The following is a 19592-nucleotide window of genomic DNA, read 5'->3' on the forward strand; positions in this document are numbered from 1 at the left end:
CTGTGGATTTCAAAATGGAGTATTTATCGTTTTTCGTCATTGTGACCGATGGCGACGACAGCGGTTCGTCCAAGCGGTACAAGCATTATCAGACGCTGGACGAGGATGATTATGAAGACAGTGAAATTAAGAAGTTTTTGGATGGAGAGTTCAAGCGGATCGTCAAGCGAAAAGTTGAACGGAATCCTAATTCCGAGAACGCGCCGACTAAAATCGGAAGATTTATGGTTGAGCCCGGCTATGAGCTTGGAAGCAACCAGAACTACAATCTGTTCCAGCGTTTGCGCGATGCTGAACATAAGGAGCGTTTCATTGGCATCGCCGATGAACTCGTTCATATTTATATGGATACAAGTGCAGTGCGCGGCGGTGCGTTTATTATTGCAAGAGCGAAGCTGAATACGTATTTCGATGAACCGTTTTTGTTTTTGCTGAAATGTGATTTCGAGCCCAATATCGCACGTATTGCCGATGAGCGCAGCTTGATTTCTCATGTCGAAATGGCTATCAGCGCGCGCAGCATCAAGTCGATTCAATATCCGCATATGCCGGAGGAAGGGATGCTCGAGCACTGGGAGCTGAAAATACACCAGGCTTCTCATGCCCGCTATTTCGAAGACTTTTTGAAGTATGTGTCCTATGAAAAACCGCTGCCTGAAGTTATGGGAGAGCAGGTTCTAGGCATGGTTCAGCAGTATATGGAGGATAAATGGCAGGATGCTCCCGAAAGCACAGAGCGGCGGGAGGAAGAGAACGCCATCGAGGTGTGGGCTAGCAGCGAGAAACGCGACATTCAAGAATATTGGACGCATGAGCAGGTTGCTGCGGCATCGGCGGCGCTTGTGGAGCAGAAGCCGGACTTATCTTTTTCGTTCAAGCTCGATAGCGTCACGATGAAAGGGCTGCTGGCTGATTTCGGAACAGCGTTCCACTTCGCCAAGCATAACGGAAGATACGTTGTCGTCATTGAAGGCGATTCCTTCCAATTTGACAAGGGAATGTCTCCAGTCGAGCTGCTTCAGCCGCCGGATTTGACTGATATCCTCGATGTGATCGGAACGCACCGGCGCGAGCGGGAGGAAATGCCTCCACCTCAAACGGAGCTTGAAGCTTCGCTGAACAGAGCCCAGTCAGACGATACGCATGGGAACGACAGTTCCTCTAATGACGATGTGCCCTGGTAGTACCCGCTAATTCCGCTGCGGAATGTGAATGATGAGCTTTGGCAACAATAAGGGCAAGCCAAGCCATCTTGCATTGTTAAAGGGGAGTTGCTGCGGCATATGGTGCTGAAATTGTTCTTATTCGCGATACTGCTGTTATTTTCAGCTTTTTTCGTCGCCACGGAATTTGCTGTCGTACGCTTACGCACGAGCCGCGTTAACCAGATGGTTAACGAAGGAGCTAAAAACGCCAAAGCTGTTGAGAAGGTCATTACTCATCTCGACGGCTATTTATCCGCGTGCCAGCTTGGAATAACAATAACAGCACTGGGCCTTGGCTGGCTCGGTGAACCGACTGTACATGAGCTGCTGCATCCGTTGTTTGACCGGCTGCATCTTCAAGGAAATGTATCGAATGCTTTATCCTTTATTATTTCCTTTGTCATTGTAACCTATTTGCATGTCGTGCTGGGGGAGCTTGCGCCAAAGACGCTTGCAATTATCAAATCGGAGCAAGTCAGCCAGTTCACTGCACCGATTATCATCTGGTTCAATAAGCTGATGTTTCCGTTCATCTGGCTTCTTAACGGCTCCGCCAACGGACTCGTTCGTATGCTCGGTTTAAAGCCGACGGGGGAGCATGAGGCTCATTCCGAGGAGGAAATTCGGCTTATTATGTCGGAGAGCTATGAGAGCGGAAAAATCAATAAAAGCGAGCTTAGCTACGTGAACCGGATCTTTGAATTCGACGAACGGCTGGCCCGTGAAATTATGGTGCCGCGTACCGATATGGTTTGTCTGTACGTCGAGAAATCGAAGGAAGAAAATATCGCGATAATCCGTAAAGAGCAATATACGCGTTTTCCGGTAGCAAGCGGGAGTAAAGACAATATAATCGGCGTAATTAATACGAAGCAGTTTTTCATGCATGATTTCGAGACGCATAACTCAACCGTACGTTCACTCATGCAGCCGATGATGTCGGTGCCTGAAGTGATGCCGATCAAAAAACTGCTGCGTCGCATGCAGCTTGAACGCGTTCATATTGCGATCTTGCTTGATGAATATGGCGGCACTTCCGGAATGATTACGATCGAAGATATCGTAGAGGAGATTGTCGGTGAAATACGCGATGAATTCGATGAGGATGAAGTCGTAGAAATCGATCCTATCGGGGACAATGTTTTCCTGGTGGACGGCAAAGCGTTAATTAGTGAGGTCAACGAGGCGACGGGAAGCCATCTGGAGAGTCAAGACGTCGACTCCATCGGCGGCTGGCTGTTCAACCAGAACCCGGAGCTAAAGGTTGGCGAGCCATGGACGTATGCCGAGCTGACATTTACCGTACGGGTGAAGGAGAAGCACCGCATCCGCAAAGTCGAAATTATGGTGAATCACAATAAATAATTTAACCGCATTCTGAAGGGAAACACCGTTGAAGAAGAAACGCTTCAGCGGCCTCCCGTTAAGAATGCGGTTTTTTGTATACTCTTTCACAAATTATGGGAGAGGACAGGTCATATTTAAACCGCTATGTATCGTAGAATGGAAGAGGGCGGCTGGACAAGGATGACAGGCCGCGGCTTACGTTTGGGAAAGGCGGAGATGGCGTGGGAGATTTGCTGAATGCGATTATTATGGGCATTGTGGAAGGCTTAACTGAATTTTTACCCGTTTCATCGACGGGTCATTTAATTTTGACTGCAGATTTGCTTGGGTTTACGGATGAACGGGCGAAAACGTTCGAGGTCGTCGTTCAATTTGGCGCTGTCTTGGCCGTACTTGTGCTGTACCGGAAAAGGTTCCTACGCCTGCTCAACTTCAATCTGTCCAAAACGTCGGGACTGAACGTGCTGCATATTGCACTAGCGCTAATTCCAGCGGGGATATTCGGTTTTCTTCTGCACGGCTTTATTAAAGACTATTTGTTCAGTCCGGCAACGGTGCTTGTCGGATTGGTAGCTGGCGGGCTGCTAATGATCGCCGCTGATCGGTTGAAACGGAAAATAACGGCGGAGGAGCTGGACGATATTTCGTATAGGCAAGCGCTAGCCATCGGTTTGTTCCAGGTACTTGCCTTATGGCCCGGCTTCTCACGCTCGGGCTCGACGATATCGGGCGGGATGTTTTTTGGCGCAAGCCAGAAGGCGGCCGCTGAATTCACGTTTATCGTCTCCGTGCCTATAATGGCTGGAGCAAGCGGAATCGATTTGATTAAAAGCAGGGAGTTTCTAACAGCAGCGGATTTGCCCCTGTTTCTAATCGGCTTGCTCGCTGCGTTCATCGTGGCTACGATTGCGATTGTAACCTTTTTGAATTTGATTAAAAAGCTCCGGTTATCCTGGTTTGCCTATTACCGGTTTGGACTTGCCGCTTTATTTGCGCTCCTTATTTTATAGAGCCAGCTTTTTGTGAAGCGTGTCCGCTTATGGCTTCCGCGGAGCAAGACCGTTCCAGAAGAGCTGAACAATATCTTTGGCCGCTTGCTGCAAGCTCTCTTTGTCATTCACAATATCTTTGCGGTTACGTACTGTCATGACGGCAATATAAGCGTGGGCGAGGAGCAGCGGATTGGCCGGGGCAATCTCTCCGTCTGCTATAGCCTGCCGGAACACGTCCTCAAGCAGCTGATTGAGGGCGTTTTCGGCATTGCGGATACGCGTAATCTGTTCCTCGCTCAAGCCTGCGGAAGCCTCTCGCATCATCGTCTCGAAATCGACGTGTGCATTCGCCATATGCCCCTCTGCTACTTTAAGCAGCCGCTCTTGCAGTGAGCCAGGCCCGTCCATAATTCGTCTGGTCTGCTCAAGCGCGACAGAGAGGACCAGCAGTACCGATTCGGTGAACAACTGAGCTTTGTTGTTGAAATAATAATAGACGCTCGCTTTCGTTACGCCGCATGCTTGAGCGACGCCTTCCAGCGATACCTTCTCGAAGCCATGCTCCATAAATAAAAAGGCGGCAGTGCGCATAATTTGAATCATCGTCTGGTTTTTTCCATCGGCTTTAGGTCTTCCGGGTTTTCGTTTTGGCGGCTGTTCTGTCAAAGTCAGGCCCTCCTCGTTAATGTTGGCAGGTTTAGCCTAACGGCTAGCTTTATATAGCGAGTTCGCAAATTTGTAATCAAATTCGGTTGATTAATTAACCTTCCGGTATATATAATTATTTTATACACAAATCTATTGTAAACCAAATAAGACTGCAAAGGAAACGGGGATGAATCAGAATGTTGGAAAAGCTTAGCCACATCGTGGCAGGAAGACGCAGTAGATGGGTGACGCTGGCGGTCTGGATTGCGCTTGCTGCGCTGCTGACCGTATTGCTGCCGCCTGTCGGCGACAAGGAAAACAATAGGGCTCCGAATTTAGAGAAGGACAGTCCATCCGTTATCGCAGATCACTTAATTAAAGAAAAATTCCCTAGTGAGTCCGGGGTGCCCGCATTAATCGTCTGGCACCGGGAAGGGGGGCTGACCGAGGATGATTACAAGCTCTTCCAGCAATTGTCCGCCTCACTCTCCGACAATCCGCTGGAAGCGCAGGGCGCAATTATTCCTTTTCACCAAATGCCTTTGCCTGCGCTCGCCGCTTTCACCTCTGAGGATGGAGCGACTCTGGTGCAGCCTGTTCCGTTTGATGAAAGCACCGAATCCGACGTACTGAAAACCAATTTCGAGCACATTCAGAAGGAAGTCTCTTCATGGACTAGCGGACCCGATCCTTTCTCGGTTCCGGTGAAAGACCAGAACGCGCTAAGCGCCAGAATAAGCGGTCCGGCCGGTATATCGGTGGATGCCAGCGGCTTATTCAAGGGTGCCGATATCTCCCTGATGATCGCAACCGTGCTGCTCGTTCTCGTCTTGCTGCTGCTTATCTACCGCTCACCGATACTGGCATTTATTCCGTTAATCGGTGTTGGATTTGCCTACTTGGTTACAAGTCCGCTGCTCGGCTGGATGGCAGGCGAGGGCTGGATTACAGTCGATGCTCAAGCGATTTCCATTATGACCGTGCTGCTGTTTGGCGCGGGGACCGATTATTGCCTGTTCCTCATTTCACACTACCGTCAGGAATTGAAGCTGGATAATGATAAGCTCCGCGCCTTGCGTACCGCGTTCAAGGACGCTTCCGGCGCTATTGCGATGAGCGGTTTCACGGTCGTTCTTGCTTTGATCACACTGCTGGCGGCTAAATATGGTGCTTACCAGCGTTTTGCGGTACCGTTCAGCTTGTCGATTCTTATTATGGGAATCGCTAGTCTTACGCTTGTTCCAGCCTTGCTCGCTATTTTTGGAAGAGGCTCCTTTTATCCCTTTGTTCCACGGACCGCTGAAATGGAGGCTGCCCGCGCGCAAAGCAAAGGGAAGCCAGTGAAGGCGGAGAAGCGGAGGGAAAATCGTTTTGGCACGAAAATCGGCAATCTAGTCGTTGCCAAGCCTTGGACCGTAGTCATTGCTAGCGTCGTTGTACTGACGGCATTGGCCGGATTTACGACGCAAGTAAAATTCACGTATGATCTGTTATCGTCATTTCCGAAGGATATGCCTTCCCGAGAAGGCTTCGACGTCATTTCCGACTCATTCACCCCTGGTCAGCTAGCGCCTGTCACCGTTGTCGTCCAAACGGAAGGCAAATCGGTAGACCTGGCGTCTGGTTTAGGCACGCTGCGCGAGGTGGATACGGTATCGAAGGCGGTGGCCAGCGGGCAGGATCCGAATTTGCAGTCGGTGCAACTGCTCTTCAATCTCAATCCTTACTCGCAAGAAGCAATGGATGCAATTCCGCAAATTTATGAGAAAACGGAGGCGCTGCTCACTGAGGCAGGCATAGACCATGCAGCCGATAAAGTGTGGGTCGGAGGACAGACGGCGACCCAATACGATTCGAGGGCGCTCACGAACCGGGATAATACCGTTGTGATTCCGCTTGTCATCGCGCTGATTATGCTGCTGCTCCTCATCTATTTGCGATCAATAACGGCAATGCTGTATTTGACCGCAACCGTTGTGCTTTCATTCGGCTCGGCGCTTGGCCTTGGCTGGATCATTCTCCATTATGTCATGGGAGTCGATGCGATTCAGGGTGCCATTCCGCTCTACTCCTTTGTGTTTCTCGTTGCACTCGGCGAGGATTACAACATCTTCATGATTTCGAGCATCTGGCGGAAACGCAAGACGATGCCTTTGTCGCAAGCCATTAAGGAAGGCGTCAGCGAGACGGGAGGCGTTATTACTTCGGCCGGACTCATCCTGGCGGCAACCTTCGCCGTGCTGGCAACGCTGCCGATCCAGGTGCTTGTACAGTTTGGCCTTATAACGGCGCTGGGCGTTCTTATGGACACGTTTATCGTGCGTCCGTTCCTTGTGCCGGCTATAACGGCGCTGCTTGGCAGACGGGCATTCTGGCCGTCTAAAGCGAATCTGATCGAACAAACGAAAAACGAAGGCTAGTTATCATTTATTGTACCGGCTTGATGGATCGTTAGATCTGTTGGGTCGGTTTTTTTGTGCGCTGCTGCTATGGAATGGCAGATGGTGCGCCTGTAACGGGGCATGAAACATTTTGGAGCCGGCAGCCGTCTAGGAATGAAATTGCCAAAAATTAGAGAGAGATAAGGGAGGTTGTCTGCATTGAACAAAATCGCGGTCACGGCCGGCTCCATTGCCATTGCACTCATAATTATTGTTATAGGCGGTTTGCTGGCTCCGCAAGCGGTACAGGCTTGCTCATGCGCGGAGAGACCTGAAGTACAACAGCAAATGAAAAGCAAAGCCGCTATTTTTGCTGGAACAGTCGTTTTTACGAAAAAGAAGGCTGATATCCCATTCGTTAGCCGCTCGTCGGACAGTCCGGTTCAGGTGAACTTTGAAGTCAATGAAGTTTGGAAGGGTCATGTTACCAATCATTTAACCGTACATACTGCTCTGGGCAGCGAAAGCTGCGGCGTCGAATTCAAGGACGGTCAACAATATCTTGTTTATGCCAATGCAAAAAAGGGGGATCTCCAGGTCGATTCCTGCAGCGGAACGATGCTGCTGTCGCAAGCCAGCGCTGATCTCTCCGTTCTTGGAGGCGGCTCAGTACCGCCTGTACTGCAAGCGCCAGCCAAACAATCGAGCAGTATTCCCATTATCATCTCCATCGTCGCCGTGCTGCTGCTTGCCGTTTTTATAGCGTATGCGATTCGAAGAAGACGAGAGGTTAGCTAATAACCATTATTGACGAAAAATTTTATAAGGGTAAAATGAGGAAAGGACGAGTTCAGGAAGGAAGATTACCCGCAAATGAAAGTGAAAATTTTAGAAGCAAAAATGACGTATACGAAGGCCGACGGCTATGTCGGACAAGTTCAGTTCGAAATCGACGGCTCTCCGAATCAATACGAAATGACGCTGCACAGCCGCAAAGCGACTGAATGGGGCTATGGCTTGTTTTTTCTGAATGAGTCAGGCGATGAGGATCAGCTGCTTGCTCTCGAAGATGAGCTAGAGGAAGACGATGAGCTGTTCGATTTCCTGGTACAAGCAGCGCAAGATAAACTGGTGCGTCTATAAGCGTAAAAGAACCATTCGTTCCTGTTAAGAACAGGCGAATGGTTCTTTTTAAGTTAATCAGGCTATAAATGCTGTTCTGCATTGTCTTCCTTCTTCGCCCGGCTGCGAAGCGAGTAATGCCAGAAAAGATAAGCAATAACCGCAACGGCAAGCACTGCAGCAATGATGCCGTAATCATAAATGAAATCGCCGATCTCCTCGACGTGATCTCCGAACAATGCGCCAATAGTGAAATAAATCGATGTCCATATGAAAGCCGAAGGGTAAGCGAATAAGGAGAATCGGCCGTACTTCATTCGATTGGTGCCAGCAACAAAGGGCATGACATGGCGCAGAAAGGGGAACAACAGCCCAATCCCAAGCGACCAGCCGCCGTATTTCGCGTTCAATTGATCGGCTTTGACGACGAATTTCTCAATGTTCTTCTTACGCATGAACCAATCAAATAGTCTGGAGCCGGCAAAGCGGCCTATGGAGTAATTGAAGGTCATAGCGGAGGAAATGCCGAGAAACGTCATTAAGTAGGCTGGTCCCGGCTCCAGCATTCCGGATGCGGCTAAAGCGCCCCCGGTCAATACGACCGCTTCATTCGGAATCGGCAGCCCGATCAGACCCAGACATAGAACAAGGAATAAGGCGACGTAACCGAATTGTTCGATGATGGTCAATAAATACGAATAGCCCATATGGCTTCTTCACCCTGTCGTAAAAAAGATTAAATTCCGGACCGTGATATTGCTCTAAATAGGCTAACATAATCAATGACAATTTGAACACAGCATAAATTTGCATTTTAACCATTTCGTAACTAATTAAGTCCCTAGACTTTATTATAATAACATTGCATCGTTATTGAGTCGAAGGGCGGGATAACTCCCATGTTACCATTTCAAAACCAGGTGGATCGGCTTCGAAGGTACGAACCGGTCTGTTATACGATATGCTTGACCTTGCTGCGCGACGAGCAAACCTCCGCAATGGCAGCACAACAGCTTTTACTGCAGTTATTTGACGATTCAAACTTCTGGAAGCTGGAGGAGAACAAGAGAGATCGCTATGTATTACGTGCGGCGGGTCCGATATGTTGCGAACAATTGAAAAATACCCGATATATGAAGACCTCGTGAACGATAGCGATTAAGGATTGATATTTAAACGATAATGGCAGATGATAATAATAGACGCATGCAGCCTAATTCTCCCATTACCGAGATTGACGGAAAGGAAATACAATGAATAACAACAGTAATCGGCGAAGCGTCACGATTGCCCTCTTTGTCGCGACTTTTCTGGCGGCTATCGAAGGAACGATCGTAAGTACGGCTATGCCAAGCATCACCAAAGAGCTTCAGGGTATCGAGCAGTACAGCTGGGTTATTTCAATTTATTTATTGGCAACGGTCATAACGACGCCAATCTACGGAAAGCTCTCCGATCTGTATGGACGAAGAAAAATGTTTATGATTGGCGCTATTATTTTTCTCGCGGGCTCTATGTTGTCGGGACTTGCCCAGTCTATGGAAATGCTAATTTTGTTCCGCGCTCTGCAAGGCTTGGGGGCAGGGGCATTAACCACAATTCCGTATACCATAATAGGGGATCTCTATTCCTATGAACAAAGAGCCAAGGTACAGGGCTGGATGTCGAGCATTTGGGGCATTGCAGGTATCTCAGGGCCTCTATTAGGCGGCCTGTTGGTCGATTACGTGTCATGGCGGGCTATCTTTTATATGAACCTGCCGTTTGGCATTATCGCCATTGCGCTTTTGCTCTCATCATTTAAAGAAAGCTATGAGAAGAAGAAACGGCATATCGATTATGCGGGTATCACGACCTTTTCGATCGGCATGTTCAGCTTCCTGTATGCATTGACTTTGCTTCGTAATGAGGATGGCACGGCAGGAGCGGGGCCGCTCGTTATCGGCTTGCTGTTTGCAGCTGCAGCTTTGTTTCTAGGGTTGTTTTTCATTATTGAGAAAAAATCGCCGGAGCCGATTATTCCGCTTAAATTGTTTAAGCTGCGGACGATCAGCGCTGTTAATGCAGTCAGCTTCCTGTTATGCGTGATTAACGTCGTGACGATCTTTTACCTGCCGCTATGGCTCCAAGGCGTGCTTGGAAAAAGCGCGACTTATTCCGGTCTGGCGATGATCCCGCTCTCCGTATCATGGCCTCTGGGCTCTATACTGGCGGGCAACTGGATTTCCAAAATCGGCCTGCGCCGTATTGCCTTTACAGGTGCCGTGTTCCTCATTTGCGGAAGCCTTGGCTTTATGTTTATGAACAGCAGCACGCCAATTATACTTTTTATGTTCTATACGTTTTTGACCGGATTATCCTTTGGTCTTTCCTTGACAAGCTTTACGGTAGCCGTTTCTTCAGCAGTCAATTGGGAGCTGCGCGGCGCGGCCGTAGCCAGCAACAACTTTATCCGTACGCTTGGGCAGACGATCGGTATCGCGTTATTCGGGCTGCTGTTGCATACGGGTAGTGCAGAGACCATTGATGCTGCTTTGCTGGAGACAAGCCTGCATCGCATTTTCATTATTTTGACCGGATTATCCGTTATTGTCCTGTTTGCTGCATTCAGCTTGCCCAAGATGCAGCAGACGGCTGAAGCACAGCCTACCAGCGCATAGACAGAATAAGTGAGCTTAGTAAACCGCTGTCTTTGTGATCGGCTGTCAGTCTCACATCTGCTGAGCCTCGCTTATCGGCTTTATCCTTGCATGCGATGAAGCCGAGACTGCCGGCAAGGCGGGCGAATCAGTCTGCAAAATTTCATTACTGGCAATCGCCTGCGCCGTACAACGGCGTATTCGATTGCTTTTTTGCATTTAGGCGACCGTCAAATGCTGCTTGGCGGTGCCTTTACAACAGCTTTAAGTCAGCCTTTGCAAACATATTATGGGACGATATACAATGAATTTGTCGACAAAGCTCGTTATAAATAATATCGCGCCGGCGATTTTTCGCTAATTTTGTGTGCAACTTTTTCCTCTCGTTTGCGTTCATAGTTTGTCGGTTCAAATGCAGTTCAGCAATTATTACAGAAAAAAGGAGATTGTAATGGGTAAAAAAGTCAGCTTAGTCGCACTTGTCGCATTGTTCCTCTTTGCCGTGGCCATTCCTGTCCAGGCGCAAGGTCAACTCCAAGATCAGCTCGTACTGATCCAAAAAACGAACCAGATGTACCATAACGGTAAGCTCTACAAAGCTTCGCAGCCGTTAACCGAGAAGAAGGGGGTAACTTACGTCGCCGCCCGTTCAATTGCTGAACGTCTATACGGTAATGTTGTTTATGATTCAAAACTGAAGGAGTACATATTGATGACGGGGCAGCAGGAGCTTCGCTACAAAGCTGGCAGCACTGTCTATCGAATCAATGGTGCTTCGACCAAACTTGACGGCGCTCCTTTCGTACAACAGGGCACGTTAATGATTCCGCTGCGCTCGCTGCTTAAGCCTTACGGTATGAAGATCAGCAGCAACGCCGAGCAGAAGAAAGTTACGCTGGAGTGGACAGTGAAGCCGGTTGCGGCATTCACCGTATCGCCAGCGACGATTTATGCCGGTGAAACTGAGGTTTCCTACATCGATAAAGCTTCCCATCCGAAAGGACTGCTCATCACTGATGAGCGTTGGGAGGGACAAGCCTCTTCCTTTGACACTCCGGGCACTTACAAGGTAACCCGTTGGGTACAGGACGAGAATGGCGTATGGAGTGATCCTTTCTCTGTTAACGTCGCAGTCAAGCAGCCGAATTTGCCGCCGGTCGCAAACTTTACGACCGACAAAAATTCTTACAAAATGGGCGAGATGATCCATTATACCGACCTCAGCACAGATGATGAGAACAAGATTAAAAAGACGGAATGGACGAATAACGCTAAAGGCTTCTTTACTCCAGGCCCGCAGACAATCACGCTGAAAGTAACCGATACACATGGTGCAGTCGGCGAATTCTCAAAAACGATTATGATCGAGGATGAGACACTTTACAGCAAACAGGATTTCGACATGCTGTTTACTGAAGTTGGCGATAAATACCAGATCGACGGAGCAAGCGTTCTGAAGCTTCCGACGGTATCGTATGAATTGTCCGTCGTTGGTCAGCAGACGCTGATCCGCAGCAACAGCCCTGAGCATATTGATGAAGAGGGCATCTATTATTCCGATACGGCTACGGGTAATGTTCGTTTCTTGACTCACAATCAGAACAACCGAGCGAATCCGGTTCGTATCTATATCATTGCAACAAACGAAAATGCTGAAGAAGCTACAGTAACTGAGGAACGCGTTGGCGTTGGCGGTCCTGCACCATATGTATCGCAAACAGGTAAAGCTGCTGTCGGCAACTATCTGTTTGGCCGCACGCAGCCATCCTTGAACAAAGTAACGAAAATTCCAGCAGGTGAAAGCCGTGTCGTGCTTAGCAAACTGAGCGACGTTAAGCTGGCGCAAGACCGAGTGGTAACGATGTATTCTGACGTGTCCACTTCGGCACCGATTAAATTCAGCGTCGTTGTTGTAGATGCTGACAAAGATGTTCTAGCTGAGCTTCCGCACCTGCAGCAGCTTCCGCGTGACGGCAAGCACGTTCGCGGCACATTCCATGACGCAAACCGCAACATTCATGTTCTGGATACGATCGGTAATGAGCCGTCCCGTATGATTTTGGCCGATAAAGTAGTAGACACTCGCCTGTCCGGCTATGATGTAACGACTGGCGATATCATGTCCAACGACGGCAACAATGGCGCTTACTATGTGCTGCGACTGTATAACGTGCAGCCGCATACGCTCATTGCGCTTAATCCGCGGGGCGGACATTATGGCGGAGCATTCCTGGTTAACAATAAGCTCGTCTATACGACAACGACGACCATTTTGAGCAATGCCAACGATGTTGGCGTACTGCACCGGACTGGCAACGATGTTGAACAGGTGACAATTGCATTCACACCAGCATCCGGAAGCAATCTGCCGTTCAACTTGCTGTTCTTGCCACTTCCTGAGTTGAAGTACTAAGGATTTGTAATGACTTGTAAGTAGTGTGAAAGAACCTTCAACCCTTTGGTTGGAGGTTCTTTTACTAATTATGTTAGATTATGGGTGAGAGGCTTATCATCATTTAAAAAAACGAGTAATTTGTATTGTGTTATTAATGCTTCTGCACTAATATGTTATCTAAACTAACATTGTGTTGATTGCGCTGGACAATACTGCTGAGTGTTTACGGATAAGTGAGTGTGAATGGAGGAAGGTTTAATGATCCAGTTATCGGAATTAAATGAAATGAACCAGAAGGAATTCGTTCTGGCTTTGGGTACTGTATTCGAAAATTCGCCGTGGGTAGCGGAGGGTGTATGGGCATTAAGGCCATTCCAGAGCCGTTCCGGGCTTCATGAGGCGATGCTGCGGATGATTAAGGACTTGCCGGAGGCGCGTCTCCATGCTTTCTACTGCTTGCATCCCGATTTGGCAACGAAACTTAGTATCGGTGAATATTCGACCCGTGAGCAGCAGGGAGCGGGGCTTGATAGGCTATCACCGCAGGAATTTGCGGAGTTTGCCGCTGCAAATAAACAGTATATGGAGCAATTCGGGTTTCCTTTCATATACGCCGTGCGGGGCAGCGATAAGTCGGCAATTTGGTCAGCGCTACAGGAACGCCTTGCTCATTCGTCGGAACATGAGTCGAAAGAAGCGATGAAGCAAATTGCAAAAATTACGTCGTTTCGGCTAGAAGATCTTATTGCAGAATAGAGTTGGTGCATCGAAGCGAAGGGAGCGAGGACAGGATGGATGACAAGAGAGTGGAGCAGCTGAAGCGGCTTCCGAAAATTGATCTTCATCTGCATCTGGATGGAAGTGTTAAGCCGGAAACGATTCGCGAACTTGCTCATCAACAGGGCAAACCGCTCCCGGCAGATTCTCATCTGCTGTCTAGGATGCAAATCGATGAGGACTGCACCAATTTGCGCGAATATTTAAGTAAATTTGATTTCGTGCTGCGGTTTCTGCAAACGGGAGAGGCATTGGAACGCGTCGCATTTGAAGTTGTTGAACAAGCCGCCAATCAAGGCTGCATTTATATTGAGGCCCGGTATGCGCCGATTCTTCATACGCTGGAGGGGCTTAGCGTAGAAGATGCCATACGGCATGTTCGTGACGGCCTGCGCCGCGGAGAGCGGCAGTATGGCGTCATAGCGAGAGCAATCGTGATCTGTATGCGGCATGACAGTTATGAACGAAATGAAGCTGTTATTACAGCGGCTGCCAGCCATTATGGGGACGGGGTAGTTGCTGTTGATCTCGCTGGAGATGAAGCGGGCTTTCCGCCGCAGCTGCATCGCTCCATATTCGAGTTAGCCCGCCGATTGGGCTTGCCTGTAACGATTCATGCAGGGGAAGCGGGGGGCGCGGAAAATGTTATTGAAGCGATTACCAGCCTCGGCGCCGCCCGAATCGGGCACGGCGTTCAGATCGACGGCCATCACGAAGCGATGGAATTGGTCCGCTCGACGCGAACGCCATTGGAGCTTTGTCCCATCAGCAATGTACAGACGAAGGCCGTTAACTCATGGGAGGCGTACCCGTTAAAACGATTTTTAGATTTTGGAATAACGGCCACGGTAAACACGGACAACTTAACGGTATCGGGTACGTCGATCACGTTGGAGTATGTTATGCTATTGCAGCATTGCGGCTTAACGCTTGGGGATATAGGCAAGCTCATTCGCAACGGAGCGGAAGCGTCTTTTCTGGAGGAGTCCTTGAAGAGCGGTTTGATCGACACCATAAATCGTCAATTGGCGGAGCAAGGGTTATAACTGTCCCGATAGAGTGAGGCTGTTATATGTTTGGATCACGACAGTTCAGATTAGAATCAAAGCGCAAGTATTGGGGCTCGATCAGCCCCGATACTTGCGCTTTCTTTATCTTTTACCCTTGTTGGCATGTAATATTCGATTATACAGCGCCACGGAACGAAATCCATATGGCTATGCCCGCTACAGCAACGGTAACGAGCGCAACAAATGCGAAATAGCCGGTTTTGGTTGTTGAAGCGGTATGTTTGTCGTAGAAGTCAGATTTACGATGAAAAGCGCCCGTCCAAAGTTCTCCGGTCAAATTTAGTACGACAAGGACAAAACGTCGAATAAGCTTCATGAAAGACCACCCCCTAGATTTGAAGATATATACAAATAGTGGATTATTTTCCAATATGAAGTAAACCTTTGGGCATAGAGATACTATAATTCAAGAAATTATCGGTTTTCACAAAGTTGTTTGTTTGGCGCCACTCTTTTGTCACCCAATCCCCTCGGATAAGCCAACGTTCAGCTGATATAGTCCGTATAATGAGAGGAAACGATCCGCGTGCGAATACAGCAACTATGACATAGGCAAAGCAGGGGGAGTGATGACGGTGCAGAAAGTGCGGGTCCTCATCGTGGATGATCATCACCAAGCGCGCGAGAGAATGAGGGCAATCCTTGATGAGGATTCCTTATTCGAAATTGTGGCTGAAGCTCCAAACGGGCTGAACGCTATACAAAAGACGGAACAAATACTGCCGGATTTGATTTTAATGGCTGTCGATAAGTGCAGAGCTGATGATCTAGATGCGACTAGAGCAATCAAATTAAAATTTCCGTTTGTCAAAATCGTCTGGATAACTGCTGCAGATGACATAACCCATTTCTTCGAAGCGTTGAAGAACGGCGCTCAAGGATACTTAGTGAAGCATTACAGCGCAGAGACTTGGCTTGAATATTTGCGTGCAATCGTATTGGACGATGAGCCAATGCCAAGAGAGTTTGCAGCTCGTATTTTGAATAGCTTTTTTTATGCCGGAGATTCCCGTGATGATGATACGCCTCTGACTCCAAGAGAAAAGGAGCTGCTATGTTTAGTAGCTGACGGCTTGGCGAATCGGGATATTGCCGAAAAGCTGATCATTTCGGAGCATACGGTCAAAAACCATCTGAAGAACATTTTGCAGAAGCTGCATTTGGACAACCGTGTTCAGCTTGCGAGATATGCTTTTGAGCGGGGTTATTGTTACGCATGATGGGGTGCGTCCTCATAAATGGACTGGAGATAGCCAATGCTAATTAGCGAATAACTCAGATAAGCAGAAGATGGGATGGGGCTACCATGTATTCGAGATATGTTGTGCTGCTGTGTGCATGCCTGTTGATCGTCATGCTTTCCGCATGCGGGAGCCAAGCGGCAGTTACGAATGATGCGGTCTCCGAGCAGAATGGGATGACAAACGGTGATACTGCCGAAACGCTTTATAAAAACCAATGTTTATCTTGTCACGGCACTGATCTGGAAGGAAGCCAGTCGGGCACTAACCTGCAGCATATCGGCAGTACAATGTCGGAGGAGCAGATTGCCGCTATCATCACAAATGGAAAAGGCGGTATGCCTGCTTTCGGCAGGAGATTGTCGGAGAGTGAAATTCAAAGCTTGGCCAAATGGCTGTCGGAGCAACATTGATCTGACAGCCGCGCCGTAAGCGTCAAAGGGATGAATGTCTCTTTGACGCTTCTTTTCATTTTTTAGAAAGATTATCAGACCTATTTTAAAGATTGGAGCGCCTGATCCTGCAATTCATCATCGTCCCGAATTGCTTTCGAACCTGCTACTACCAAATACAATACCCCAAATACGAATAATGCTCCCAAAAGGGTCATGTATGCAGCTGCCATAAAATGATCGCCTCCTTTCCAACCTAGTATAAAAGAAAAAGAGAAACCGTTTCATGACTCGATATGGCTATTTTATTACAATTACCGACACAGATAGGTCACCTTCCAATATTTGTTGCGTCGGCTTGAGCAAGGAGAGGAGCATTCTGCTATAATTAGCTTTACGAAAATGAAGGTGGTGCGCCAATTGGAGAAACTAATGGATGAGCAATGCGAGGACAACTGTATCGGAACGGAGCCGGGCAGCGACAACCTGAGCAAGGCGCGGGTAGACGAGCAAACGGCGGTTGAGCTGGCTGAGCTGTTCAAGGCGCTTGGCGACCCGACCCGTGTGAAAATGATCTACGCACTTCTGGAGCAAGAGCTGTGCGTACATGATTTGTGCGTCGTGCTGGATATGGCGCAATCAGCGGTCTCGCATCAGCTTCGCTATTTGCGTAATGTGCGCATCGTGAAGCGGCGCAAAGCAGGCAAAACCGTCTATTACTCACTCGACGACGATCATGTGAAAGAAATTTTTACGCAAACGCTGCAACATTTGCATCATAGCTGACATAAATATAATTATGATCTTCCTACCAGCGACTCCTTCTCGTTTCCTTATTTTGCTAGTATAATGAAACGTAAACTGCCGCTGCAAAGGAGTTCAAATGTGACGAAGCCAAAGCTGTTTATTGGATCATCCAGGGAAGCAATAAAATATGTGAACGCCATTCATCGCGCTTTGAACCGTGTAGCGGAGGTTACGCCCTGGCATGCGGGAGCTTTCAAAGCGAATGATTATGCGATCGAGGCGCTGGAGCGCCAGCTGCAGACTGCCGATTATGCGGTCTTCGTGCTGGCAGCGGACGATGTAGTCATGATGAGAGGCAAAGCTTTTCTAGCGCCGAGAGACAATACGGTGTTTGAAATGGGCATGTTCTGGGGACGGCTCAGACGGACCCGCGTTTTTTTCCTCATTCCGGAGCAAGTGTCATCGGAGAGGGAAGGAATCGCAATCGATGAGTTTCATTTGCCCTCCGATCTGCTGGGGTTGACCGTGCTGCGCTATGAGGAGCGTTCGGATGGCAACTTCGACGCCGCAGTGAATCTGGCCTGTGATGAGATTGCCGATCGAATCCGTGCGCTGGGGCATTTCCAGGATCCTGCCGTTCTGGCCGCAGCCTATGAATCCGAACTTAAGCGCAAGCAAAGCTTGCTGCATTTTTTTATAGCATTCAACCAGAACACATTTAGTGAGCGTGAGCATCATCCCTATGAACGGATGTACGAGGCCATACGGAACGGCTACGACGCCTCTCCGCTGGAAGGCTATCGTGTCACAGGCGCTGCGTTATGGCAGGCTGATCTGGACGGCATGCGGCAAATTGCCGGCAATGTCGGCAAAGGGCGCTTTTTTCCCTATCATACGAATGAAGGGAAAAAAAGAAGGGGAGTCCCCCGTTCTCGTCGTGGATGCGTTCTTGAACAGCACGATGCGCTTCTTGCGAATGGGAAAGCTGGTTGCGGCTGGTTATTTACTGTGTTATCCTGTGGGTAAGGATTTTGTCGTAACGGTTCATTTAGCTGGAGCACGCACCGTAACAGACGAGGAGCTCGGAATACTCGCCGAACGGAACAGCGAATTAATGGACACCGTGAACTATTTGCTGGGAGGCGATTCACAATGAACAAGAGCAGAGGAAACCGTGAGAGTCACACTGCCCGACTAATTCGCAAGCCTGCCCGTGGCGAACAGCAATCCAATTCGGTATTTGTCGCGCCTTCGGTCGATGGCCGGGACCGGGAATATACGGTGGTGCTGGAACGCAAAGCGATATATAAAAAGCCATCATTTCTATAATTGAACTTTGAATGGGCCTCGCCTTTGTCTCACAAACGGGGGCAGTCTCAATAGGAAGCCTCGGAGAAATCCGGGGCTTTTTTGTTTTCCCGGCGTTTGCGGCAGCCGCCTGCCTTGAACGGGCCGCCGCGATAAGGTATGCTTTGGATAGGGGGATACGCAGATGGTCTATATAATTGCAGCAACCGCAGCAGCTGTGCTGCTTTATTTTCTGTTTATATTTCCGACCCAGTGGCTGAAGGTCGAACGGGTTCAGTATCCGGCAGGTCTCGGCATGAAGGTGCTGCATATTAGCGATCTGCATGTAGAGAAGATTCGGATAAGCGCCGCCAGAATAAAAAGATTGATTGAGACAGAGCGTCCATCGTATATTTTTATTACCGGAGACTTTACGCAAAACGGCAAATATTTGCCGAAAGTCCGTGTCTATCTGGAAGCGATCGCCGGCTGTGGCGTTCCGGTGTTTGCAGTACTCGGCAATCATGATCACCGGCTGGCCGCGGGGCCAATGAAGCAGCTCGTTCAGCTCATGAGAGAAACGGGCGTGCAATTGCTGAGCAATCGCAGCTACGATGCGGGCGAGTTTATGCTGGTTGGCATTGACGATTGGGGAAGCAAGAAGAGCAAGCCGAAATTGGCGTTTCAAGGCGCAGGCAAGGTCAAGCCCGTTATCGTGCTAACCCATGACCCGAATCTTGTACTTCAACTCACTCAACGCTATGCTTATTTAATGGCTGGACATTTTCACGGCATGCAATTTAACGTACCTTTTCTTTTCCGATATATTAACAAAGGAAAGCTGGCAGCCGCCGGCATCGTGAAAGGGCTGCATGAAGGGAATCAGGGCGCTTATTACATATCCAAAGGAATCAGCCAGGCTGGGCCCAATGCCCGCTTTCTCATTCGCAGTGAAGTGACCATACACCAATTATAGGTTGATGGCCGACAGGCCTTGCTAGCCATAATGAACGCATGACAACATCGGAAGGGGTGAAGAGAATGAAAATGAGCGTAACATCAGCCGCAACGGCATGTTTTATGGAAGAATGGGGCTTCAAGCCAGAGGACAGCGTACGTATTTATGTGCGGTACAGCGGCGGAGGCGAGGATGCGTTTTCGTTCGGCATCATGAAGGATACAGCAAGATACCCGGCGGTTAGTACGGTTCAGGATGGCATTCATTTTTACATGGAAGAGAACGACGCTTGGTATATGGACGGCAAGGATTTGACCATTGATCTGCGTAATGAAAATATCGTCTTCGTCAAATAAAGAAAGGCTTTTCTCGTTGGGACCGGCTACGATCC

Annotated in this window: 22 protein-coding genes; 18 read left to right on the forward strand and 4 right to left on the reverse strand. The window is 48.9% G+C overall.

Annotated elements, in window-relative coordinates; all coding sequences use genetic code 11:
* The first annotated feature begins 2 nt into the window (after positions 1-2).
* The 3 genes from TY10_RS03745 to TY10_RS03755 all read left to right on the forward strand — a co-directional run bounded on the left by TY10_RS03745 (position 3) and on the right by TY10_RS03755 (position 3562).
* Entirely contained in the window at positions 3-1184 is a 1182-nt protein-coding gene (locus tag TY10_RS03745) for a DUF3900 domain-containing protein (RefSeq protein ID WP_081735091.1), read from the forward strand.
* Positions 1185-1283: 99 nt separating this feature from the next.
* On the forward strand, positions 1284-2570 hold the full coding sequence (locus TY10_RS03750) for a hemolysin family protein (protein WP_042160727.1): 1287 nt from the start codon (positions 1284-1286) through the stop codon (positions 2568-2570).
* Positions 2571-2773: 203 nt separating this feature from the next.
* Positions 2774-3562, forward strand: a complete 789-nt coding sequence (locus TY10_RS03755; protein WP_042160728.1) for an undecaprenyl-diphosphate phosphatase — start codon at positions 2774-2776, stop codon at positions 3560-3562.
* Between the two features lie 27 nt (positions 3563-3589).
* Here the strand turns inward: TY10_RS03755 and TY10_RS03760 are convergent, their stop codons facing one another.
* On the reverse strand, positions 3590-4210 hold the full coding sequence (locus TY10_RS03760) for a TetR/AcrR family transcriptional regulator (protein WP_042160729.1): 621 nt from the start codon (positions 4208-4210) through the stop codon (positions 3590-3592).
* 179 nt (positions 4211-4389) lie between these two features.
* Between TY10_RS03760 and TY10_RS03765 the strand changes: the two genes are divergently transcribed.
* The 3 genes from TY10_RS03765 to TY10_RS03775 all read left to right on the forward strand — a co-directional run bounded on the left by TY10_RS03765 (position 4390) and on the right by TY10_RS03775 (position 7716).
* Entirely contained in the window at positions 4390-6612 is a 2223-nt protein-coding gene (locus TY10_RS03765) for an MMPL family transporter (RefSeq protein ID WP_042160730.1), read from the forward strand.
* Positions 6613-6792: 180 nt separating this feature from the next.
* The gene (locus TY10_RS03770; protein WP_052350339.1) at positions 6793-7371 is read left to right on the forward strand and encodes a hypothetical protein; all 579 of its coding nucleotides are present in this window, start codon (positions 6793-6795) and stop codon (positions 7369-7371) included.
* 75 nt (positions 7372-7446) lie between these two features.
* Complete coding sequence (locus TY10_RS03775; RefSeq protein WP_042160731.1) at positions 7447-7716, forward strand: hypothetical protein; 270 nt, start codon at positions 7447-7449, stop codon at positions 7714-7716.
* Between the two features lie 62 nt (positions 7717-7778).
* Here the strand turns inward: TY10_RS03775 and TY10_RS03780 are convergent, their stop codons facing one another.
* A complete protein-coding gene (locus tag TY10_RS03780) occupies positions 7779-8402 on the reverse strand; it encodes a DedA family protein (protein WP_042160732.1) in 624 nt (207 codons plus the stop codon).
* Positions 8403-8594: 192 nt separating this feature from the next.
* Here TY10_RS03780 and TY10_RS31255 point away from each other — a divergent pair, with 192 nt between their 5' ends.
* The 5 genes from TY10_RS31255 to add all read left to right on the forward strand — a co-directional run bounded on the left by TY10_RS31255 (position 8595) and on the right by add (position 14552).
* Positions 8595-8843, forward strand: coding sequence for a hypothetical protein (locus TY10_RS31255; protein ID WP_042160733.1), 249 nt, complete (start codon positions 8595-8597; stop codon positions 8841-8843).
* A 105-nt stretch (positions 8844-8948) separates the two neighbouring features.
* Positions 8949-10355, forward strand: a complete 1407-nt coding sequence (locus TY10_RS03790) for an MDR family MFS transporter (protein WP_042160734.1) — start codon at positions 8949-8951, stop codon at positions 10353-10355.
* Between the two features lie 430 nt (positions 10356-10785).
* Positions 10786-12747 carry a stalk domain-containing protein gene (locus tag TY10_RS03795; RefSeq protein WP_052350340.1) on the forward strand — a complete coding sequence of 654 codons (1962 nt, stop codon included), beginning with the start codon at positions 10786-10788 and terminating at the stop codon, positions 12745-12747.
* 240 nt (positions 12748-12987) lie between these two features.
* On the forward strand, positions 12988-13485 hold the full coding sequence (gene uraD / locus TY10_RS03800) for a 2-oxo-4-hydroxy-4-carboxy-5-ureidoimidazoline decarboxylase (RefSeq protein ID WP_042160735.1): 498 nt from the start codon (positions 12988-12990) through the stop codon (positions 13483-13485).
* Positions 13486-13520: 35 nt separating this feature from the next.
* Positions 13521-14552 carry an adenosine deaminase gene (gene add, locus TY10_RS03805; protein WP_042160736.1) on the forward strand — a complete coding sequence of 344 codons (1032 nt, stop codon included), beginning with the start codon at positions 13521-13523 and terminating at the stop codon, positions 14550-14552.
* 139 nt (positions 14553-14691) lie between these two features.
* Here add and TY10_RS03810 read toward each other — a convergent pair whose 3' ends face one another.
* Positions 14692-14892 carry a hypothetical protein gene (locus TY10_RS03810; protein ID WP_042160739.1) on the reverse strand — a complete coding sequence of 67 codons (201 nt, stop codon included), beginning with the start codon at positions 14890-14892 and terminating at the stop codon, positions 14692-14694.
* Between the two features lie 259 nt (positions 14893-15151).
* Between TY10_RS03810 and TY10_RS03815 the strand changes: the two genes are divergently transcribed.
* Entirely contained in the window at positions 15152-15796 is a 645-nt protein-coding gene (locus tag TY10_RS03815; RefSeq protein ID WP_202903141.1) for a LuxR C-terminal-related transcriptional regulator, read from the forward strand.
* A gap of 86 nt (positions 15797-15882) precedes the next feature.
* Positions 15883-16230 carry a c-type cytochrome gene (locus TY10_RS03820; protein WP_042160742.1) on the forward strand — a complete coding sequence of 116 codons (348 nt, stop codon included), beginning with the start codon at positions 15883-15885 and terminating at the stop codon, positions 16228-16230.
* 80 nt (positions 16231-16310) lie between these two features.
* Here TY10_RS03820 and TY10_RS31965 read toward each other — a convergent pair whose 3' ends face one another.
* The gene (locus TY10_RS31965; protein ID WP_272945260.1) at positions 16311-16442 is read right to left on the reverse strand and encodes a hypothetical protein; all 132 of its coding nucleotides are present in this window, start codon (positions 16440-16442) and stop codon (positions 16311-16313) included.
* Positions 16443-16629: 187 nt separating this feature from the next.
* Here TY10_RS31965 and TY10_RS03825 point away from each other — a divergent pair, with 187 nt between their 5' ends.
* From TY10_RS03825 to TY10_RS03840, 5 genes are all read left to right on the forward strand, one after another.
* Complete coding sequence (locus TY10_RS03825; RefSeq protein ID WP_042160791.1) at positions 16630-16995, forward strand: ArsR/SmtB family transcription factor; 366 nt, start codon at positions 16630-16632, stop codon at positions 16993-16995.
* 99 nt (positions 16996-17094) lie between these two features.
* Positions 17095-17982, forward strand: a complete 888-nt coding sequence (locus TY10_RS03830; protein ID WP_052350342.1) for a TIR domain-containing protein — start codon at positions 17095-17097, stop codon at positions 17980-17982.
* A gap of 126 nt (positions 17983-18108) precedes the next feature.
* Positions 18109-18285 (forward strand): hypothetical protein, encoded by a 177-nt coding sequence (locus TY10_RS30225; RefSeq protein ID WP_155985680.1) that lies wholly within the window; start codon positions 18109-18111, stop codon positions 18283-18285.
* Positions 18286-18448: 163 nt separating this feature from the next.
* The gene (locus TY10_RS03835) at positions 18449-19219 is read left to right on the forward strand and encodes a metallophosphoesterase (RefSeq protein ID WP_042160744.1); all 771 of its coding nucleotides are present in this window, start codon (positions 18449-18451) and stop codon (positions 19217-19219) included.
* A gap of 65 nt (positions 19220-19284) precedes the next feature.
* A complete protein-coding gene (locus TY10_RS03840; protein WP_042160746.1) occupies positions 19285-19557 on the forward strand; it encodes a HesB/YadR/YfhF family protein in 273 nt (90 codons plus the stop codon).
* The last annotated feature ends 35 nt before the right edge of the window (positions 19558-19592 follow it).

Origin of the sequence: Paenibacillus gorillae (assembly GCF_000513275.1) — a bacterium.
Lineage (GTDB): Bacteria > Bacillota > Bacilli > Paenibacillales > Paenibacillaceae > Pristimantibacillus > Pristimantibacillus gorillae.

Coding starts and splice junctions, on each gene's coding strand:
- TY10_RS31965 (WP_272945260.1), bottom strand. CDS start 16,442: ATGGCAGCTGCATACATGACCCTTTTGGGAGCATTATTCGTATTTGGG.
- TY10_RS03780 (WP_042160732.1), bottom strand. CDS start 8,402: ATGGGCTATTCGTATTTATTGACCATCATCGAACAATTCGGTTACGTC.
- TY10_RS03750 (WP_042160727.1), top strand. CDS start 1,284: ATGGTGCTGAAATTGTTCTTATTCGCGATACTGCTGTTATTTTCAGCT.
- TY10_RS03835 (WP_042160744.1), top strand. CDS start 18,449: ATGGTCTATATAATTGCAGCAACCGCAGCAGCTGTGCTGCTTTATTTT.
- TY10_RS30225 (WP_155985680.1), top strand. CDS start 18,109: ATGAACAAGAGCAGAGGAAACCGTGAGAGTCACACTGCCCGACTAATT.
- TY10_RS03810 (WP_042160739.1), bottom strand. CDS start 14,892: ATGAAGCTTATTCGACGTTTTGTCCTTGTCGTACTAAATTTGACCGGA.
- TY10_RS31255 (WP_042160733.1), top strand. CDS start 8,595: ATGTTACCATTTCAAAACCAGGTGGATCGGCTTCGAAGGTACGAACCG.
- TY10_RS03775 (WP_042160731.1), top strand. CDS start 7,447: ATGAAAGTGAAAATTTTAGAAGCAAAAATGACGTATACGAAGGCCGAC.
- TY10_RS03765 (WP_042160730.1), top strand. CDS start 4,390: ATGTTGGAAAAGCTTAGCCACATCGTGGCAGGAAGACGCAGTAGATGG.
- TY10_RS03840 (WP_042160746.1), top strand. CDS start 19,285: ATGAAAATGAGCGTAACATCAGCCGCAACGGCATGTTTTATGGAAGAA.
- TY10_RS03795 (WP_052350340.1), top strand. CDS start 10,786: ATGGGTAAAAAAGTCAGCTTAGTCGCACTTGTCGCATTGTTCCTCTTT.
- TY10_RS03820 (WP_042160742.1), top strand. CDS start 15,883: ATGTATTCGAGATATGTTGTGCTGCTGTGTGCATGCCTGTTGATCGTC.
- TY10_RS03790 (WP_042160734.1), top strand. CDS start 8,949: ATGAATAACAACAGTAATCGGCGAAGCGTCACGATTGCCCTCTTTGTC.
- uraD (WP_042160735.1), top strand. CDS start 12,988: ATGATCCAGTTATCGGAATTAAATGAAATGAACCAGAAGGAATTCGTT.
- add (WP_042160736.1), top strand. CDS start 13,521: ATGGATGACAAGAGAGTGGAGCAGCTGAAGCGGCTTCCGAAAATTGAT.